Annotated in this window: 17 protein-coding genes; 3 read left to right on the top strand and 14 right to left on the bottom strand. The window is 33.1% G+C overall.

Going from position 1 to position 20126, the window contains the following annotated elements:
- Positions 1-33: 33 nt before the first annotated feature.
- The 4 genes from ACZ267_RS11040 to gatC form a co-directional block, all read right to left on the bottom strand.
- Positions 34-1011 (bottom strand): diacylglycerol kinase, encoded by a 978-nt coding sequence (locus ACZ267_RS11040; protein WP_002466146.1) that lies wholly within the window; start codon positions 1009-1011, stop codon positions 34-36.
- Between the two features lie 320 nt (positions 1012-1331).
- Positions 1332-2759 (bottom strand): Asp-tRNA(Asn)/Glu-tRNA(Gln) amidotransferase subunit GatB, encoded by a 1428-nt coding sequence (gene gatB, locus ACZ267_RS11035; RefSeq protein WP_002452275.1) that lies wholly within the window; start codon positions 2757-2759, stop codon positions 1332-1334.
- A 12-nt stretch (positions 2760-2771) separates the two neighbouring features.
- The gene (gene gatA, locus ACZ267_RS11030; RefSeq protein WP_002466125.1) at positions 2772-4229 is read right to left on the bottom strand and encodes an Asp-tRNA(Asn)/Glu-tRNA(Gln) amidotransferase subunit GatA; all 1458 of its coding nucleotides are present in this window, start codon (positions 4227-4229) and stop codon (positions 2772-2774) included.
- Between the two features lies 1 nt (position 4230).
- Positions 4231-4533, bottom strand: a complete 303-nt coding sequence (gene gatC / locus ACZ267_RS11025; RefSeq protein ID WP_002452273.1) for an Asp-tRNA(Asn)/Glu-tRNA(Gln) amidotransferase subunit GatC — start codon at positions 4531-4533, stop codon at positions 4231-4233.
- 419 nt (positions 4534-4952) lie between these two features.
- Here gatC and putP point away from each other — a divergent pair, with 419 nt between their 5' ends.
- Complete coding sequence (gene putP, locus ACZ267_RS11020; protein ID WP_015364855.1) at positions 4953-6491, top strand: sodium/proline symporter PutP; 1539 nt, start codon at positions 4953-4955, stop codon at positions 6489-6491.
- A gap of 53 nt (positions 6492-6544) precedes the next feature.
- Here putP and ACZ267_RS11015 read toward each other — a convergent pair whose 3' ends face one another.
- The 10 genes from ACZ267_RS11015 to ACZ267_RS10970 all read right to left on the bottom strand — a co-directional run bounded on the left by ACZ267_RS11015 (position 6545) and on the right by ACZ267_RS10970 (position 17971).
- A complete protein-coding gene (locus tag ACZ267_RS11015; RefSeq protein WP_015364854.1) occupies positions 6545-7747 on the bottom strand; it encodes a CamS family sex pheromone protein in 1203 nt (400 codons plus the stop codon).
- Positions 7748-7756: 9 nt separating this feature from the next.
- Positions 7757-9763, bottom strand: a complete 2007-nt coding sequence (gene ligA / locus ACZ267_RS11010) for an NAD-dependent DNA ligase LigA (RefSeq protein ID WP_002466117.1) — start codon at positions 9761-9763, stop codon at positions 7757-7759.
- Between the two features lie 3 nt (positions 9764-9766).
- Positions 9767-11959: a DNA helicase PcrA gene (pcrA, locus tag ACZ267_RS11005; RefSeq protein WP_002466142.1), complete on the bottom strand. Its 2193-nt coding sequence runs from the start codon at positions 11957-11959 to the stop codon at positions 9767-9769.
- Entirely contained in the window at positions 11956-12648 is a 693-nt protein-coding gene (gene pcrB, locus ACZ267_RS11000) for a heptaprenylglyceryl phosphate synthase (protein WP_002466119.1), read from the bottom strand. The genes pcrA and pcrB overlap by 4 nt, the downstream gene beginning before the upstream one ends.
- 175 nt (positions 12649-12823) lie before the next feature.
- Positions 12824-13126 (bottom strand): YerC/YecD family TrpR-related protein, encoded by a 303-nt coding sequence (locus ACZ267_RS10995; RefSeq protein WP_002452267.1) that lies wholly within the window; start codon positions 13124-13126, stop codon positions 12824-12826.
- Between the two features lie 108 nt (positions 13127-13234).
- On the bottom strand, positions 13235-14530 hold the full coding sequence (gene purB / locus ACZ267_RS10990; RefSeq protein WP_015364852.1) for an adenylosuccinate lyase: 1296 nt from the start codon (positions 14528-14530) through the stop codon (positions 13235-13237).
- 233 nt (positions 14531-14763) lie between these two features.
- Positions 14764-14946, bottom strand: a complete 183-nt coding sequence (locus ACZ267_RS10985; protein ID WP_026088922.1) for an NETI motif-containing protein — start codon at positions 14944-14946, stop codon at positions 14764-14766.
- Positions 14930-15523, bottom strand: coding sequence for a DUF2179 domain-containing protein (locus ACZ267_RS10980; RefSeq protein WP_002452264.1), 594 nt, complete (start codon positions 15521-15523; stop codon positions 14930-14932). The genes ACZ267_RS10985 and ACZ267_RS10980 overlap by 17 nt, the downstream gene beginning before the upstream one ends.
- 164 nt (positions 15524-15687) lie before the next feature.
- Positions 15688-16509, bottom strand: coding sequence for an ammonia-dependent NAD(+) synthetase (nadE, locus tag ACZ267_RS10975; protein WP_015364851.1), 822 nt, complete (start codon positions 16507-16509; stop codon positions 15688-15690).
- A complete protein-coding gene (locus ACZ267_RS10970) occupies positions 16502-17971 on the bottom strand; it encodes a nicotinate phosphoribosyltransferase (protein ID WP_002466130.1) in 1470 nt (489 codons plus the stop codon). The genes nadE and ACZ267_RS10970 overlap by 8 nt, the downstream gene beginning before the upstream one ends.
- Before the next feature lie 232 nt (positions 17972-18203).
- On the opposite strand from ACZ267_RS10970, the gene ACZ267_RS10965 reads away from it, so the two are divergent.
- Both ACZ267_RS10965 and ACZ267_RS10960 read left to right on the top strand, forming a co-directional pair.
- Positions 18204-19271 (top strand): nitric oxide synthase oxygenase, encoded by a 1068-nt coding sequence (locus tag ACZ267_RS10965; RefSeq protein WP_002466138.1) that lies wholly within the window; start codon positions 18204-18206, stop codon positions 19269-19271.
- A gap of 21 nt (positions 19272-19292) precedes the next feature.
- A complete protein-coding gene (locus tag ACZ267_RS10960; protein ID WP_002466139.1) occupies positions 19293-20099 on the top strand; it encodes a prephenate dehydratase in 807 nt (268 codons plus the stop codon).
- Positions 20100-20126: the final 27 nt, after the last annotated feature.

Genomic DNA, 20126 nt, shown 5'->3' with positions numbered 1-20126 from the left:
GCCTATCCTAACCTTGTGTTCTTTAAATATTTATTAAACTTCGTCTTCTGAATTATGTTGATAATCCTCAGCCTTCATCTGTGGTGTTACTGTTGGTTGATCAAGTAATTCTTCATTATGAATATCATGAGGTGTAAATACATCGATATGTCTTTCTAAATTTAAGAAATTAGCTGGTAATTTGCCGCCATATTCACCATCAACATTTAATTGCATTTCAGTATATGATGAAATATTAATAGATTTTGCTTTTTCATATATCACTTTAGGATGCTTTGTATGTTCGCCTCTTGAAGCTAAAGTCATGATGTGACCTAATTCTGCTAAGTTCGCCTTTTCTACTATTATTAATGTATAGTAACCATCATCTAACTTTGCGTCAGGTACTAATTTTTCAAAACCTGCCATTGAATTAGTTAGTCCTAGTAAGAATAGCAATGCTTCTCCCTGAAAGACTTTATCATCATATTCGATTCTTAAATCAACAGCCTTCATTTGCGGTAACATTTCGAATCCTTTAATGTAATACGCAAATGACCCGACGATAGATTTTAATTTACTTGGTGTTTCGTATGAGACTTGTGTCAGTTGACCACCTGCTGCTAAGTTAATGAAGTAACGACTGTTCATTTTACCTATATCAACTTTAGTACTGTGTCCTTCAATTATCACATCAAGCGCACCCATTATGTCGTTTGGCAAATGCAACGCTCGTCCAAAGTCATTAACTGTGCCCATAGGTATAACACCTAATTTCGGTCTATTAGGTTGCTCAGCGATTCCATTGACTACTTCATTTAATGTACCGTCGCCACCCGCTACTATTAAAATATCATATTGTTGTTTAAGTGCTCGCTCTGCTTCTAAAGTAGCATCACCTTCGCGCTCTGTAGCATAAGCACTTGTTTCGTATCCAGCTTTTTCTAGTTTAATTAAAACATCAGGTAGCATTCGTTTAAATAGCTCTTTACCAGATGTCGGGTTATAAATAATTCTTGCTCGTTTTCTCATATCATATCCCTCGACTTCATATACTCATATTTAATATTAAATGATTTACACTCGAGTTGAAAGTATTTTTTAGAACTTGATAGTAATTTATTGTTTAGAAGCGCTTATATATGAGCTTTGCTAAAGTTTTCAAATATAACTATATTAAAGTGTTTAATTTAACTTTTGTATTAATTATTATTCATACGTTTTGTTTTATATCTAAATGCTTTCAATCTTAGTTAAGGACTACTTATTTCTCCACCAAAAAGAATGACATTCAAAAAACTCCTACAACGAATAGTTTACACTAAACGTTATAGGAGTGAAAATCAAATTATTTATCTTTTATCTAGCTCTTGTTTAAGTAATTGGTTTACTTTTTGAGGGTTTGCTTGTCCTTTAGAAGCTTTCATAATTTGACCAACTAAGAAGCCCATTGCTTTACCTTTACCATTTTTATAATCTTCAACTGATTGAGGATTATTATCTAATGCTTCATTAACAAATTTTAATAAAGTAGCTTCGTCTGAAATTTGAACTAAACCTTTATCTTCCATAATTTGTTTCGCATCTCCACCATTTTCTGCTAATTCAGGGAAGACTTTTTTGGCAATCTTACTGCTCATTGTGCCGTCTTCGATTAATTTAATCATACCTGCTAAGTTTTCTGGTGTTAATTTTGTATCTTGTAATTCTACTTGATTTTTATTCAAGTATTCATTTACGCCACCCATTAACCAGTTAGAAGTTAATTTCACGTCTGCACCATGTTCTATAGCACCTTCAAAGAAATCAGACATTTCTTTAGTAAGTGTTAAAACATGCGCATCGTATTCAGGTAATCCTAAATCATTAACATATTTAGCTTTACGTTCATCTGGTAATTCTGGAATTGTTTGACGAACACGCTCTTTCCATTCGTCATCTACATATAATGGTACGATATCTGGCTCAGGGAAATAACGATAATCGTCAGATCCTTCTTTAACACGCATTAAGATTGTTTTACCTGTTGATTCATCAAAACGACGCGTTTCTTGACCAATCTCTCCACCATTTAACAATTCTTCTTCTTGGCGTTTTTCTTCGTATTCTAAGCCTTTACGAACATAGTTAAATGAGTTTAAGTTTTTCAATTCAGCTTTTGTACCGAATTCTTCTTGGCCATATGGACGTAATGAAATATTAGCATCGCAACGTAATGATCCTTCTTCCATTTTACAATCAGATACACCTGTATATTGAATAATTGAGCGTAACTTTTCTAAATAAGCATACGCTTCTTGAGGTGAACGGATATCTGGTTCAGATACGATTTCGATTAATGGTGTACCTTGACGGTTTAAATCAACTAAAGAATATCCATCTTTATGTGTTGATTTACCAGCATCTTCTTCCATGTGTAAACGAGTAATACCAATACGTTTTGTTTTACCGTCTACTTCGATATCGATATATCCATTTTCACCGATTGGTTCATCAAATTGAGAAATTTGATAAGCTTTTGGATTATCAGGATAAAAGTAGTTTTTACGGTCAAATTTAGAATTTGTAGCGATATCCATATTTAAAGCCATTGACGCACGCATTGCCCAGTCTACTGCTCTTTTATTAACAACAGGTAGAACACCAGGATATGCAAGGTCAATTACGTTTGTATTTGAGTTAGGTTCTGCTCCAAAATGTGCAGGTGATGGAGAGAACATTTTTGAGTCTGTTTTTAGCTCAACATGAACTTCAAGTCCGATAACTGTTTCAAAATGCATTATTTCCACTCCTTATAATTTTTCATAAGCGTCATGTAGGTTGAATTGTGTTTCATATTGATATGCAACACGATATAACGTCTTTTCATCGAACGGTTTACCAATAAATTGTAATCCAATTGGGCGTCCGTTTGATTGTCCACAAGGAACAGAAATACCTGGTAAACCTGCTAAGTTAACTGGTGTAGTTAATAAATCATTGGCATACATTGTCAATGGATCATCAATCTCATCACCTAAATCAAACGCTGTTGTTGGTGCAGTTGGACCTACAACAATGTCATATTTTTCAAAGATTTTATCAAAGTCATTCTTAATTAAAGTTCTTACTTTTTGTGATTTCTTATAAAATGCATCATAATAACCTGAACTTAACGCGAATGTTCCTAAGAAGATACGGCGTTTAACTTCGTCACCAAAACCTTCTGATCTAGACATTTTATAAAGTTCTTCAAGTGATTGTGCTTCTTTGGAGTGATAACCATAACGGATACCATCAAAGCGAGCTAAGTTTGCTGATGCTTCTGATGATGCAATAACATAATATGATGGAATACCATATTTCGTATTAGGTAATGATACCTCTTCTACTTCAGCACCTAATGATTTTAATGTTTCTACTGCATTTTTTACTGATGCTTTAACATCTTCGCTAACACCTTCACCTAAATATTCTTTAGGAAGTGCTACTTTTAAGCCTTTAATATCTTTTCCAATTTCAGAAGTAAAGTCAACATCATCAACCGGAGCGCTTGTTGAATCATTAGCATCTAAACCAGAAATAGCTTCTAGCACTAATGCGTTATCTTTAACGTTACGAGTTAATGGTCCAATTTGGTCTAATGATGAAGCGAATGCGACTAAGCCAAAACGTGACACACGTCCGTATGTTGGTTTCATACCCACGATACCGCAATAAGATGCAGGTTGACGAATAGAGCCACCAGTATCTGACCCTAGACTAAATGGTACTAAACCTGCTGCTACAGCCGCAGCTGAACCACCTGAAGAACCACCTGGTACAGCAGAATGATCAAATGGATTCACTGTTTTCTTAAAGTAAGATGTTTCAGTAGAACCACCCATTGCAAATTCGTCCATGTTTAATTTACCAATTAAAACTGCATTTTCATTATGCAATTTATTCATAACAGTTGATTCATAGATAGGTACAAAACCTTCCAACATTTTACTTGCACATGTTGTTTCTAAATCCTTAGTTATAATGTTGTCTTTAATCCCCATTGGAATACCAAATAATTTACCTTCCATTTGGTCTTTGGCTTGTAATTCATCTAATTCTTGCGCTTTTTTCATCGCATTTTCTTTATCTAAAGCTAAGAAAGATTTGATTGTAGGATCAGTTTCTTCAATAGCATCATAAATATCACTTACAATTTGTGAAGGTTTAATTTCTTTATTTTTAATTAAAGTTAATAAATTCTCAACAGACTCATAGCGAATACTCATCTTAAGCGTCCTCCTCATTCATGATGGCTGGAACTTTAAATTGTCCATTTTCAGTTTCTTTTGCATTTTTTAATGCTAATTCTTGAGGAATGCCCTCGATAGCTTTATCTTCACGTAATACATTTTGTAAATCTAATACGTGGTATGTTGGTTCAACACCTTCAGTGTCTGCACTATCATTTTGTTTAGCAAAATCTAAAATACTCTCTAATGTATTGGCCATTTCATCCGTTTCTTCAGGAGAAATTTGAAGTCTGGCTAAATTAGCTATATGTTCAACTTCTTCGCGTGTTACTTTAGTCATTAAATAAAAGCCTCCTTATTACTCATTCATCACTAAATTGTATCAAATATTCATTTAAAAATCTAAGTATTTATTGCATAATGCCAATTTAAATCACTGTCCTCACTTTTTTGAACATGTTTTTAGTCATTTCCATTACATAATCCAATAATCAAAGATTGATTCATTTAGGTGTAACTTATTTATATGTATTTATCATATATTTCTATTAAAACACTAGATTTTATATTAATCATTTATGATTATGCAATATTTATAAGTGGGAATATTAATTAAAATTTATAATGTAAGCGCTATATCGCTGTTTTGTCAGTTCTTTAAAAATAAAATTTTATTTTTTCACTTTTCTAAACATTTAACTATAATGTATAATATTACATGTGACACAAATCAATGAATTATAAGAGGGAGTGGTTAATATGCTATATTTGGGGACTGCACTAAATCAACAAGTTGATGCAAATTGGCAAACTTACATCATGATCGCCATTTACTTTATTATTCTGCTTATTATAGGTTTTTATGGCTATAAACAAGCAACTGGTAATTTAAGTGAATTCATGTTGGGTGGTCGTAATATAGGTCCTTACATAACTGCACTATCCGCAGGAGCTTCGGATATGAGTGGTTGGATGATCATGGGATTACCAGGTTCTGTTTATAGTACTGGTTTGTCAGCCATTTGGATAACAATCGGTCTAACACTGGGTGCTTATATTAATTACTGGGTTGTAGCGCCTAGGCTAAGAGTTTATACAGAAATTGCAGGAGATGCCATTACACTCCCTGATTTCTTTAAGAACAGATTAAATGACCAACAAAATATTATTAAAATTATTTCAGGATTAATTATCGTTATATTCTTCACTTTATACACACATTCTGGTTTTGTTTCAGGCGGTAAATTATTCGAAAGTGCCTTTGGATTAAATTATCATTTTGGATTAATTCTCGTCGCTGTTATTGTTATCTTTTATACATTTTTCGGTGGTTATTTAGCTGTATCTATTACAGACTTTTTCCAAGGTGTTATTATGTTAATCGCTATGGTCATGGTACCTATTGTAGCAATGATGCAGTTAAATGGATTTGATACTTTTAGTAAAGTAGCAGCAATGAAACCAACAAATATGGATTTATTTAGAGGCACGACATTAATTGGTATTATTTCTCTATTTTCATGGGGATTAGGATATTTCGGTCAACCTCATATTATTGTTAGATTTATGTCTATTAAATCTCATAAATTATTACCAAAAGCGAGACGCTTAGGAATCAGTTGGATGACGATAGGCTTACTTGGTGCGGTTTGCGTAGGATTAACAGGTATTGCCTTTATCTCTGAACGTCATATTAAAATGGAAGACCCAGAAACATTATTTATTATTATGAGCCAAATACTATTCCACCCACTAGTTGGCGGATTTTTACTTGCAGCGATCCTTGCTGCTATTATGAGCACTATTTCATCTCAACTTTTGGTTACTTCAAGCTCATTAACTGAAGATTTTTATAAATTGATTCGTGGGGAAGAAAAAGCAGCAACACATCAAAAAGAATTTGTAATGGTAGGACGATTATCTGTATTAGTTGTAGCTATCGTAGCCATCGCTATTGCTTGGCATCCAAATGATACAATTCTCAATTTAGTTGGTAATGCTTGGGCAGGTTTTGGTGCATCTTTTAGTCCATTAGTATTGTTCTCATTATATTGGAAAGGTTTGACGAGAGCTGGTGCTATTAGCGGTATGATTAGTGGTGCTTTAGTTGTGATTATATGGATAGCATGGATTAAACCATTAGCTTCTATAAATGAATTATTTGGTATGTATGAAATTATTCCAGGTTTTCTTGTAAGTATTATTGTGACATATATTGTAAGTAAATTAACGGCTTCACCTGGAGAATTTGTAAATCAAGACTTAGCTAAAGTAAAACAAATTGTTAAAGAAAAATAAAAAATACGCGTAGAAAAGGCCAACCTTTTCTACGCGCTTTTTACTTTTATAAATTAATTATGATAAATGTGAACCTGTGGTTCTTTATCATCTTTATTTTTACTAATTAGTGCTCTTGGATTGTTACCATCTTTAATTCTAATTTCATACTCATCTATATCATCAAAGTATTTATTAGCTTGTTCTGTCACATATTGTGTGATTCCAATCGTTTCAGCCTGACCATAATAGTCAATTGGTAAATCCACTGTTAACTGTTTTGCTTTTTTATCTACAAATTTCACTTTACCTACTGCTTGAGTAAAGTTAGAGAAATAAGATTGTAGGTTATCATTAAATTGTTTAAAGTTATTATTTAATGATTCATCATATTTACCTGCTGTAGATGAAGGTAATAAAGCAGTTGTCTCATTAATTGTTTTCCAATCATTGATTTTCGTTTGACCATCATCAGCAGTTGCGCCTGCCATAAATTCACCCGGCGTAATAGACTCTTGGCTACTTTGTTTATATATAGCAAAGTGAATTGGAATATCTTTTAAGTCACTATTTTCTCTTAATCTAGATAATATTTCACTCGCCATTGCTTTACCTTGCTTCTCTATTTCTTTGTCATCTAACTTCTTGCTATACGTTTCGCCATCTTTCTCTTTCTGATAATAATATTCACTATTCATAGCTAAACCAATGGTCATACCCTTAATATTTTTACCTTTAGTATCACTATTACCATAGAAATCCTGTTCTAAAATATTAGATAAATAGGCTGGCGATTTTTCAGCTATTTTAGTTGGATTTGTTTCTCCTTGATGAGAAGGATTAAGGCCTAAATTTTCATTAGCTTTTTTATCTTTCTTCTCTTTATCACTCATTTTTTCTATTTCTTTTTTAGTATATTTGGGATCAAGATAAGCATTGATTGTCTTTTTATCTAAAAATTGCCCATCTTGATATAAGTATTTGTTTGTAGGAAAAACTTCTTTACTTAGTTCTAACAGACCACTCTCAAAGCCTTCGCTGTTATAGCTATTTGCCATATTATCTTGTAATAACCCACGTGATTGACTTTCTTTAAATGGTAAAATCGTACGATAATTATCGCCTTGTACGTTTTTATCTGTAGCCACTTGTTTGACCTGAGATGAATGACTTCCTTTAGTATGATCTGCTTCTTGGTCAGATGATTTATCTTTATCGTTACTGCATGCGGTTAAAATAAAAATTGTCGAGATAAGTAAAATTATTGTTCGCTTCATCGACGTACCTCACTCATTGTTTATTTCATTTTGTTTTGTTGCAAATTCTTCTTCAGTCCATATTTCCGTTCCAAACTTTTCTGCTTTAGTTAATTTAGAACCTGCATCAGCTCCAGCAATGAGTATATCTGTACTCTTAGTGACACTGTTCGTCACTTTCGCACCTTGCATTTGCAACCACTGCGAAGCCTCATTACGTGTCATTTGTTCTAATTTACCAGTTAATACAATTGTCTTACCACTAAAATCAGGATGTCCTTCAATTTCAGTAGTTTTAACACCTTTATATGTCATATTAACATCTTTATCTTTTAATTTTTGAATTAATGCACGAATGTCATCATTTTCTAAATAAGTGACTACTGATTGTGCTAATTTACCACCAATATCATGAATGGCAATCAATTCCTCTTCAGTTACTGTCAAAAGACGATCCATAGTTTCGTACTTTTCAGCTAGAACACGACTTGCTTTTACACCTAAATGACGAATGCCTAAACCAAACAATAAATGTTCTAACGACTGTGATTTAGCTTGTTTTATAGCTTCTAATAAATTTTCAACTTTTTTACTTCCCATACGTTCAAGAGGTAATAAATCTTCTTCTTCCAAATAAAAGATATCGGCAACATCTTTAATCAAATCATTTTCATATAACTGTTGAATAATTTTAGTACCTAAACCATCAATATTCATAGCCTGACGTGAAACAAAGTGAATAAGACCTTCGATCAACTGCGCTTGGCATTTAGGATTAATACATCGTAAAGCCACTTCGCCTTCTATTCTTACTAACTCATGACCACAACTTGGACAATGCGTCGGCATATGATACGTTTCAGCATCTTCAGGTCGACGGTCAATAATACTTTTCACAACTTCTGGGATAATATCGCCTGCCTTTTTGACAACAACACTATCACCAATTCTGATATCTCTTTCATGTATTAAATCCTCATTATGTAATGAAGCCCTTGATACAGTCGTACCTGCCACTCTCACTGGTTCGAGGATTGCCGTAGGTGTAACAACACCTGTACGTCCTATACTTAATTCAATGTCTAATAACTCTGTAACAACTTCTTCAGCAGGAAACTTATAAGCAATAGCCCATCGAGGTGATTTTTGGGTGAATCCCATTTCATCTTGTTGTTCCAAATCATTGACTTTGATAACGATGCCATCTATATCATAAGGTAAGGTTTCTCTTTCAGCTGTCCATTTTTCAATATATTTAAGCACGCCGTCTATATCAGATACTCTCTCACGTTCATGATTTGTCTTAAATCCTAATTGATCTAATTCATCTAATGCACCACTTTGAGTAGTCGCTTCAAAGTCAGTAAAATCGTTAATACTATATAAGAATACACTTAACTTTCTTTTAGCAGCTAGCTTAGAATCTAGTTGGCGTAACGACCCTGCTGCTGCATTACGAGGATTTGCAAAAGGTTGCTCGCCATTCTTTTCTTTTTCTTCATTTAAATTCATAAATGATTTTCTTGGCATATATGCTTCTCCACGAACTTCAAAATTAAGTGGTTCTTTAATTTTTAATGGAATGGCATGAATCGTTCTTAAATTTTCAGTTATATCTTCACCCGTTGTACCATCACCACGAGTTAATCCTTGTACGAAACGGCCGTTTTCATATTTTAAAGAGACCGCTAAACCATCTATTTTAAGTTCACACATATATTCTACTTTGCCAATATTTTCTCGTATACGTTGATCAAACTTTCTTAAATCTTCCTCATTGAAAGCATTACCTAAACTAAGCATAGGCGTATCATGATTCACTTTTTCAAAGGATGATTGTGCTTCGCCACCTACTCGCACTGTAGGTGAATCTGGTGTCTTAAATTCAGGATGTTCTTCTTCAATATGAATGAGTTCGTGTAATAATTTATCGTATTCACTATCTGGCACTGATGGGTTATCTTGAACATAGTATTCATAACTATATTGGTTTAATAAATCATGTAATTCATCTACACGATTTTGTAATTGACTCATCCACTAGTCCTCCTTTTTCTCAATTGGTGCAAATTGTGCAAGTAATCGTTTAGGTCCTTCTGATTTAAAAATAATATCTAATTCGACAGAACCATTCTTTTCGTTAACGTTACTAACCATTCCTTCTCCCCATGCTTTATGAGTCACTTTGTCTCCTACCTTCCAATCTGAAGATGTGACTTGTTTCTTAGATGACGTTGTACGTTTACTAAATCCACGTTTTTGAGTTGGTTTTGCTTTAGGTTGAATCGTTTGTCGTTTACTACCAGAATGACTCTCCATTAAATCTTCAGGTATTTCTTTTAAGAAACGTGATGGCATATTTGATTGAGAACGACCAAATAACATTCGAGTTGTTGCATTCGTAATATATAACGTTTCCTCTGCTCGTGTAATTGCTACGTAACAGATACGTCGTTCTTCTTCCATTTCGTGGTCATCATCACTTTTAATTGCTCTTATATGCGGGAATAGCGACTCTTCCATACCCATGATAAACACAATTGGAAATTCTAAACCCTTGGCAGAGTGCATCGTCATTAATGTAACACCCGATTCTGTATCCGCTTCATCAATATCAGCTACAAGTGATAAATCCGTTAAAAAGTTGATTAATGATTGCTCTTCTAATGGCGTGTTTTCTTCATAGTCTTTGGGAACCGACATAAATTCGTCCAAGTTTTCTAAACGACTACGTGATTCAAGTGTTTGTTCTCTATCAAGCATATCTCTGTAACCAGATTTGACTAGTACTTCTTCTACGATTTCGCTAATTTCAAGAAACTCTTGCTCTTTAATAAGATTTTGAATCATTTCGTAAAAAGCGATACATTCTTGAGTTACTTTTTTAGATAATCCAATAAAATCAACTTCACCTAATGCGTCAAACATACTGATATTATTTTGAACTGCATAAGTTTGAATTTTTTCAACTGATGACGGTCCTACACCTCGTTTAGGTACATTAATAATACGTTGTAAACTAATATCATCATTACTATTGGCAATCACTCTTAAATAACTTAATAAATCTTTAATTTCTTTACGATCATAGAATTTTTGTCCGCCAACCATTGTGTAAGGAATGTTTGATTTCATAAATGTTTCTTCAAGTACACGCGATTGTGCATTGGTTCTATATAAAATAGCCATATCACTATATTTTTTACCATTACGTTGATGCTTCATAATTTCACGAACAACATATTCTGCTTCATCACGTTCAGTTGTTGCTTCATAATAATTAATTTTATCTCCGCCTGTATTAGCAGTCCATAACCCTTTAGGCTTTCTTTCAGTATTGTTTTTAATGACTTCATTAGCAGCATTTAAGATTGTTTTTGTTGAACGATAGTTTTGTTCTAGGAAGATTGTTTTGGCGTCTGGATAATCTTCTTCGAATGACAAGATATTTTGAATATCAGCACCACGCCAGCCATAGATAGATTGGTCTGAATCACCTACAACACATAAATTTTTAAACTTGTTCGCTAGTAATTTAATTAGCGTATATTGTGCTTTGTTCGTATCTTGATATTCATCAACATGAATATATTGGAATTTGTTTTGATAATATTCTAAAGCTTCTGGTACTCTTTCAAATAAATTAATCGTTGTCATAATTAAATCATCAAAGTCCAACGCTTCATTTCTTGAAAGTTGACGCTGATAGCCTTTATACACAGTAGCAACCATTTGTGAATGATAATCATTAGCTTCTTTTTGAGCATCTTCTGGCGTTTTTAATTCATTTTTTAAATTGCTAATGGCACCAATAAACATACGTGGTTCAAAACGTTTACTATCGATATTTTCATTCTTTAAAACATCTTTGATCACTGATTTTTGGTCAGTTGGATCAATAATCGTGAAATTACGTTCTATGCCGATACGATCTGCATCTCGACGTAATATACGAACGCACATAGAGTGGAATGTAGACATCCATATTACTTGTGCTTCTTCGCCTACTAATTGTTCTACTCTAGCTTTCATTTCTTTAGCAGCCTTATTTGTAAACGTTATGGCTAAAATATTGTAAGGTGATACATCTTTCTCGTCTAATAAATAAGCGATTCTATGTGTTAACACACGTGTTTTACCAGATCCTGCACCTGCCATAATCAATAGTGGCCCTTCTGTAGTTCTGACAGCTTCACTTTGCTCTGCATTCATATTCTTTACTAATGAATTCATTTACTAGACTCCTTTATCTTAACTGTTTTTAATGCTTTCTTTATATCTTGATATACAATATCACCAACGACGATTGTATCAGCAAACTCAGCCATTTCTTTTGCTTGTGATAACGATGTTATTCCGCCACCATAAAATAATTGTGTTGTCGTTAGTGTATTTGCTACTGACTTCACTTTCTCTACATCCCCATATTCACCACTATATTCGAGATACATTATAGGGAAACGATATAATTCATTGGCCATTAATGCATATGAATCTACATCATCTATATCTAATTGCGTATTTGCTTTTGTTTTTTGCGCAACTTTACTATTTTCATTTAGTACTAAATAACCTTCAAAGACGACTTCTTCAAAGTTAATAACATGACCAAATTCCTTTAAAGCTTCTAATAGCATTTCATTATGATACTTTACATTGTTACTATTTAAAACAGTAGGTACAAAGTAAAAATCAAAACCTGGCATAACACTCTCTAAGTTAGAAATTTCAAGAACAAGTGGTAATGGATAACGTCGTACTCTACTCATTAAATGAATGACGTTATCTTCAGTTACGTTATCAGTGCCACCGATGATGATAGCATCTGTATTTGACATACCAATCGCATCTAAATCATCGTCTGAAATAGGCTTAGCAGGGTCTAATTTAAATACATGACGCCATTGTTTAATATCATACATTACGTGAAACTCCTTTTTTTAACATACCTTAAATTATATCATTTTTAACATGCTAGTTCTAAACAGATCATATGAAATTGTATAACTTATTTTTCACTTTTGATACTAAAAAAGAAACGATCGTTAACATATTAAAGATGTTGAACTTTAATAGTTACGATCGTTTTGCATTATTTTATTCTTTTGTATCGATATTAAGGCGATCTAATATCATTGTGTATGCATCATTGCCCCATTGTAAAGAACGCTTCACTCGAGAAATCGTTGCCGTTGACGCGCCTGATTCTTGTTCAATTGTTGCATATGTGTATCCTTGTTTAATCATTTTAGCAACTTGAAGTCGTTGAGAAAGTGATTGAATTTCGTTCACTGTGCATAAATCATCGAAAAACTGATAACATTCTTCTCTATTCTCTAATGTAAGGATTGCATCAAATAATTCATTTAACGCATCCCCACGTAATTTTTCAATTTGCATCATAACAGCTCCTATATGCATATTCTTTTTACTATTTTAACTTACTAACAAGGTAAAGTGTAGTAGTTTTAATTGAATTTGTATAGGATTTAATTATAATTTCTAATGTTATTCTAAGCCTGCTCTTTTAAAGATGGTGTCGACTTGGTTTAAATGGTGTTTTGGATTGAAACATTCATCTAATTCTTCTTTAGATAATACATCTGTAATCTTACTATCTTGTTCTATTAATTCTCTGAAAGGTGTTTTAGTTTCCCAAGATTTCATAGCCTTAGGTTGCACTGTATCATACGCTTCTTCACGTACCATACCTTTATTGATTAGAGAAAGTAATACGCGTTGTGAATAAATTAATCCAAATGTTTTATTGATATTCGCTTGCATATTATCCTCATATACTGTTAAACGATCTACGATATTTGTAAATCTATTTAATGCATAATCTAAGGCAATTGTTACATCAGGTAACATGATACGTTCAGCGGATGAATGTGAAATATCTCGTTCATGCCATAATGGTACATTTTCATAAGCGGTAGTGATATAACCGCGAATCACACGAGAAATACCCGTAATATTTTCAGAACCAATTGGATTACGTTTATGTGGCATCGCTGAAGATCCTTTTTGCCCTTTAGCAAAAGCTTCTTCAACTTCACGTGTTTCAGTCTTTTGTAGGTTTCTAATTTCAACTGCAAATTTTTCTAATGAAGTCGCAATAAGCGCCAATGTTGCGATATAGTAAGCGTGACGGTCACGTTGTAAAGTTTGAGTTGAAACAGGTGCTGCACCTAAGCCTAAATGTTTACACACATAGCTTTCTATTTCTGGTGGAATGTTCGCAAACGTACCTACCGCACCACTCATTTTTCCTACTTCTATTTCTTCACGTACATCTTTAAAACGTTTTAAATTACGTTTCATTTCTGTATACCATAATGCCATTTTGACACCGAACGTTGTTGGCTCGGCATGTACACCATGCGTTCTACCCATCATTAATGTATATTTGTAATTTTTAGCTTTTTCTTCTAAAACTTTTATGAATCTTTCTAAGTCTTTTTCAATAATATCATTTGCTTGTTTAATGACATAACTAAGTGCTGTATCTACAACATCAGTAGAAGTTAAACCATAATGAACCCATTTTCTTTCGTCACCTAATGTTTCTGAAACCTGTCTAGTAAATGCTACGACATCATGTCTTGTTTCTAATTCTATTTCTTTAGCACGCGCTACATCAACTTTTGCATTTTGACGAATTTTTTGAACATCTTCTTTAGGAATATATCCAAGTTCACTCCATGCTTCAGATGCTAAAATTTCTACTTCAAGCCAAGCTTCATAACGGTTTTGGTCTGTCCAGATAGACGACATTTCTTCTCTAGAATAACGTTCAATCATTTTTTAAACTCCTATCGTATGTATATTCATATTTCAAATTCCAAAATCTGTACATTAAAAGTAAAATAAACACAAAAGTTCGTCTTTGACGATTTACTTTAATTCTAACAGAATACCTATCGATTGTATAATTCTAATTAACTTATATTCCTATTTTATTTCATATTTTTGTCAAACACAATTCCAAAATCAAAACCACTCAAAGCAACTTATTGAGTGGTCTCTGTCATGTGTTATTCAGTTATCTTCTTACCAATAAAAATTATGTCTTGTTTTAAAACTTCTAAACTTCCATCTTTATTTTCTTTATAAATTGGCTTTTCAATGCGTCTTGTTGGCATATAACCATCGGCTTTCATTCTTTGTAGGCAATCAGCAATCGTCTCATTATCATTTACTTTATACTTCATGCTCAACAACACTTTCTAATTCTTCTGGTTCGTAAGCTTTAAGTTTACGTTTACGTACACCTTTAACCCAGAAGCCACCGTGAATATTTCTTGGCTCATAAGCAATGATAAAGGCTTTAGGATCTAAGTTTTTAATTGTATCCATTAACTTTAATTCATATTTTCTTGGCGTTAATATTTGCATTACCATTCGGCTTCCATCTCGTCCAAACGCTTCATAGTGTGTAACACCATACCCTAAGTTACGGAGTTCATTAGGTAAATCTAACTCGTATTCAGAAGATGTCACATTAACTACAGTATAACCGAGTGCCAATTTTTCTTCGATTTTCATACCCACAATGATACCTATTGAAAAACCAAATGCATAAGCAACAATATTTTGAATTTGATCTAAACTAGACATTACCAACCCTAGACCTACGACATAAATTAAGACTTCAACAAAACTTACAATCGCAGCCACATAACGGTAACCTTTTAAAGTTAAAATGGTTCTCATTGTTAAACATGTGACGTAACACACATTGATTACAAAGATAGCAAACACCATCAACCAAGGGTTTTGAGCAATCGCTGACATATTATTCCTCTTTTCTTACTTGAAATTCAAATTATTTTAACAGTCATTTTAAGCTTTGTCACGTCAAATTTAACTTTAATATTATAAAATGATTAATAACGTTATTTTTTATGAAAATGATAAAAAAGTACGTTCTATTCTTAGGTTAGTTTATAGATTACTTTCTAATTTTTAGGCCAAGTATAACGTGTATAAGCAAGTTCGCGTTTATGTGCATTTTTAACATAATGATTTTCAATCGTTTCTTTCGCTTCACTAGAAACCTCTTTGCCCTCTAAATAATCATCTATATCGTTATATGTTACACCTAAGGCTTCTTCATCAGGCAATTGAGGTTTGTCTTCCTCTAAATCTGCTGTAGGTGTTTTTTCATATAAATGTGCTGGCGCACCTAAATATTTAAGTAATGATCGACCTTGACGCTTGTTCAGACCAAATAGCGGCGCGATATCAGCTGCACCATCACCATATTTAGTATAAAACCCAGTGATATTTTCTGCAGAATGGTCAGTTCCCACAACAATACCTGATTGGTTTGAAGCAATTGAAAATTGTACTTTCATTCGTTCTCTTGCTTTTTCATTCCCTTTTTGGAAATCTGTTAATTGAATCCCTGCTTCTTGTAATGATTTTACACTTGTATCGACTGCAGGTTTAATATTAACAGTAATTGTTTGGTCAGGATTAATAAAGGTTAACGCGTCTTCAACCTCATCAGCGTCTGATTGCACACCATAAGGCAGTTTAACCGCTATAAATTGACATTCTCTGCCTTCTTCACGTAATTCGTTAACTGCTAATTGAACAAGGCGACCAGCTAATGTTGAATCTTGCCCACCAGAAATACCTAGCACTAATGATTTGATAAATGAATGAGATTGTACGTAACTCTTAACAAACTGTTTAATCTCTTGTACTTCTTTTTCAACATCAATTTGAGGTTTTACTTTCATCTCTCTTACTACGATATCTTGTAAATTACTCATGGTCTTCCTCCATTTCTTTTACATGTTCGGCCACTTCAAAGATGCGTTTATGTTTATTTTCCCAACAAGCTGTACTTAAATCAACTGGATACTCTTGGGGATTCAAGTAACGTTTGTTTTCATCCCAAAATGTTTTAAGTCCTTCTGTTAAATAAGCTTGTGCATCATGAACACTTGGTAAATCATAAACGAGTTGACCATTTTCAAAAATAGCATGATGTAAATCAATCGCTTCAAATGATTTTATAAATTTCATTTTAAATGTATGTACAGGATGGAATAATTTTAATGGCTTTTCTTTAGTTGGATCTTCTCCGTGTAAAGTAATATAATCCCCTTCTGCTTTACCTGTTTTCTTATTAATGATTCGATATACATTTTTCTTACCAGGAGTCGTTACTTTTTCTGCATTATTAGATAATTTGATACGATCACTGTATTCTCCATCACTATTTTCAATAGCAACTAATTTGTATACTGCCCCTAATGCTGGTTGATCAAATCCAGTAATAAGCTTCGTACCTACACCCCATGAATCTACTTTAGCACCTTGGGCTTTAAGACTTGTTATTGTTTCTTCATCTAAATCATTGGAGGCTATAATTTTAGCATCTTTAAATCCTGCTTCATCTAGCATACGACGTGCTTCTTTAGAGAGATATGCGATATCTCCTGAATCCAAACGTATACCAATAAAATTGATTTTATCGCCCAATTCTTTAGCAACTTTAATAGCTGTAGGTACACCCGATTTTAACGTATGGAAGGTATCTACTAAGAATACGCAGTCTTTATGACGTTCCGCATATTTTTTAAATGCAATGTATTCATCACCGTAAGTTTGAACTAGTGCATGTGCATGAGTACCTGATACAGGTATACCAAACAATTTTCCTGCTCGTACATTACTTGTGGAATTAAAACCACCAATATAAGCAGCTCTAGCACCCCATAATGCTGCATCTAACTCTTGACCACGACGTGTCCCAAATTCCATAAGAATATCGTCATTCGCTATTTGACGAATACGACTTGCTTTCGTAGCAATGAGCGTGTGGAAGTTAATAATATTTAATAATACTGTTTCCAGTAATTGTGCCTGAATTAAAGGGGCTTCTACTCTCATCAATGGTTCGTTTCCAAAACATATTTCTCCTTCTTGCATTGAATGAATATGTCCTGTAAATTTTAAATTTTTCAGATAATCTAAAAAATCATCCTGATAACCAATTGATCTTAAATATTCAATATCTGTATCTGAAAAACCAAAATTATCCATAAAATCTATAACACGTTTAAGTCCATTAAAAACTGCATAACCACCATTAAATGGCATACTTCTAAAGTACAAATCAAACACAGCCATTCTTTCATGAATACCATCATTCCAATAACTTTCAGCCATATTAATTTGATATAAATCATTTTGTAACATCAAACTGTCGTCTTCAAATTGGTACACTCGTATCTCTCCATTTCGACCATTCTTTTATCATTATTTTATCATAATTCAATTTAACTAGGTAACAACTGAATTGGTTTTACTAACTACACATGAATGATTTCAAAATTTACTTTCAAGCATTTTATGACTTTACCCATACATCTATGACGTTGCGACAAATTCGTGACAATTATCATTAATGAATGTGTAAATCAATCGTGTCGATTATAATACTTATGAGGTGTTTGAAATGTTAATAGATAAAGCAACAACATTTATCCAAACGATGTATTCTGAATTAAATTATACGCAAGATGAAGTTGATAAGAGACTTAAAGAAATTAATCAAGAGATTGAAAAAACTGGTACCTACACACATACATTAGAAGAATTAACTTATGGTGCTAAAATGGCTTGGAGACATTCAAATCGGTGTATCGGTAGATTTTTTTGGGAGTCACTTAATGTCAAAGATGCTAGAGATATCAATGATGAAACACATTTTTTAGAAACTATTGAAGACCATATTATCAAGGGCACTAACGATGGAAAGATCAAACCTTATATAACTATATTCAGTCCTGACAAACCTCCTAAGATTTACAATAATCAATTAATACGTTATGCAGGTTATGAGGATTGTGGCGACCCATCTGAACGTGATGTGACACGATTAGCACAACATTTGGGATGGCTAGGAGAAGGTGGCGACTTTGACGTGTTACCCCTCATTTATCAAATCAATGACGGCCCAATTAAATTTTATGAATATCCTAAATCCATCATCAAAGAAGTCTCAATTGAGCATGAACATTATCCTAAATTGAAAGATTTAAATTTAAAATGGTATGCAGTACCTATCATTTCGAATATGGACTTACAAATTGGTGGCATTATCTATCCTACTGCCCCATTCAATGGTTGGTATATGGTTACTGAAATTGCAGTAAGGAATTTTACTGACAGTTATCGTTATGATTTATTAGAAAAGGTTGCAGAAGCGTTCGAGTTTGATACACTTAAAAATAATTCTTTTAATAAGGATAGAGCACTTATCGAACTTAACTACGCAGTTTATCATTCATTCAAATCACAGGGTGTTTCAATTGTGGATCATTTAACAGCTTCTAGACAATTTGAAATGTTTGAAAAGAATGAAGCAAAGCATCAGAGATCAGTAACAGGTAAATGGTCATGGTTAGCACCACCTATTTCCCCGACACTAACTAATAATTATCATCATGGTTTTGATAATACGATGCGTGATCCAAACTTTTTCTATAAACAATCAAGTGAGACAAAGTGCCCTTTCCATTAAAACATCATTAGAGGTGAAGGCATGCAAATATATTATTTAGGTCCAAAAGGTACATTTTCCTATTTAGCTTCTCAGAGGTTTGTTAATCAAAATCGAATACAACATTATGACTTTGTACCAAAAGCTAATTTATATGAAGTGATCAAATATGTTTCTCAAGATAACGCATCAATAGGAATTGTACCAATTGAAAATTCAATAGAAGGCACAATTAATATCGTTGCTGATTCACTTGCACAACAAAATGTATATGCACATGGCGAATTACATTTAGATATAGATTTTGCTTTATATGGTAAAGCCGGTAGTCAAATTAGTGATATCAAGAAAGTTTATTCGATAGCTCCAGCCATTAGTCAAACCTCAAATTATATTATGAAACATCAATTTGACTATGATTATGTTGATAGCACTGTTAAAGGATTTGATATGATTAATAAACATACGGGGGCTATCGCTCCACTAGCTAACGAGAATGATTATGATTTTGAAATTTTAGATACACATATCCAAGATTTTGCTCATAATGCGACACGATTTTTAATCATTAAAAACCATGCTAATTTCGATAGTAATACGAATACGTCAATGTTCCTAATCACACCAAAATACGATAAGCCTGGCCTTTTAGCGAGTATTTTAAATACTTTCGCTTTATTTAATATCAATTTATCATGGATTGAATCACGGCCTCTGAAGACTAAACTAGGCCAATATCACTTTTTTGTTCAGGCAGATGCACCTGTATCACAAGATGTCAAAAAAGTGATGACTATCCTTAATACACTTGATTTTGAAACCAAGCTTGTTGGTTCATTTTATAAATAAGATAATAAAGAACGCTTCTCTCTTACT

This window comes from Staphylococcus sp. AC872, from assembly GCF_979255425.1.
Note: the sequence above shows the minus strand (reverse complement) of the source record. Positions and strands in the feature narration are given on the sequence as shown.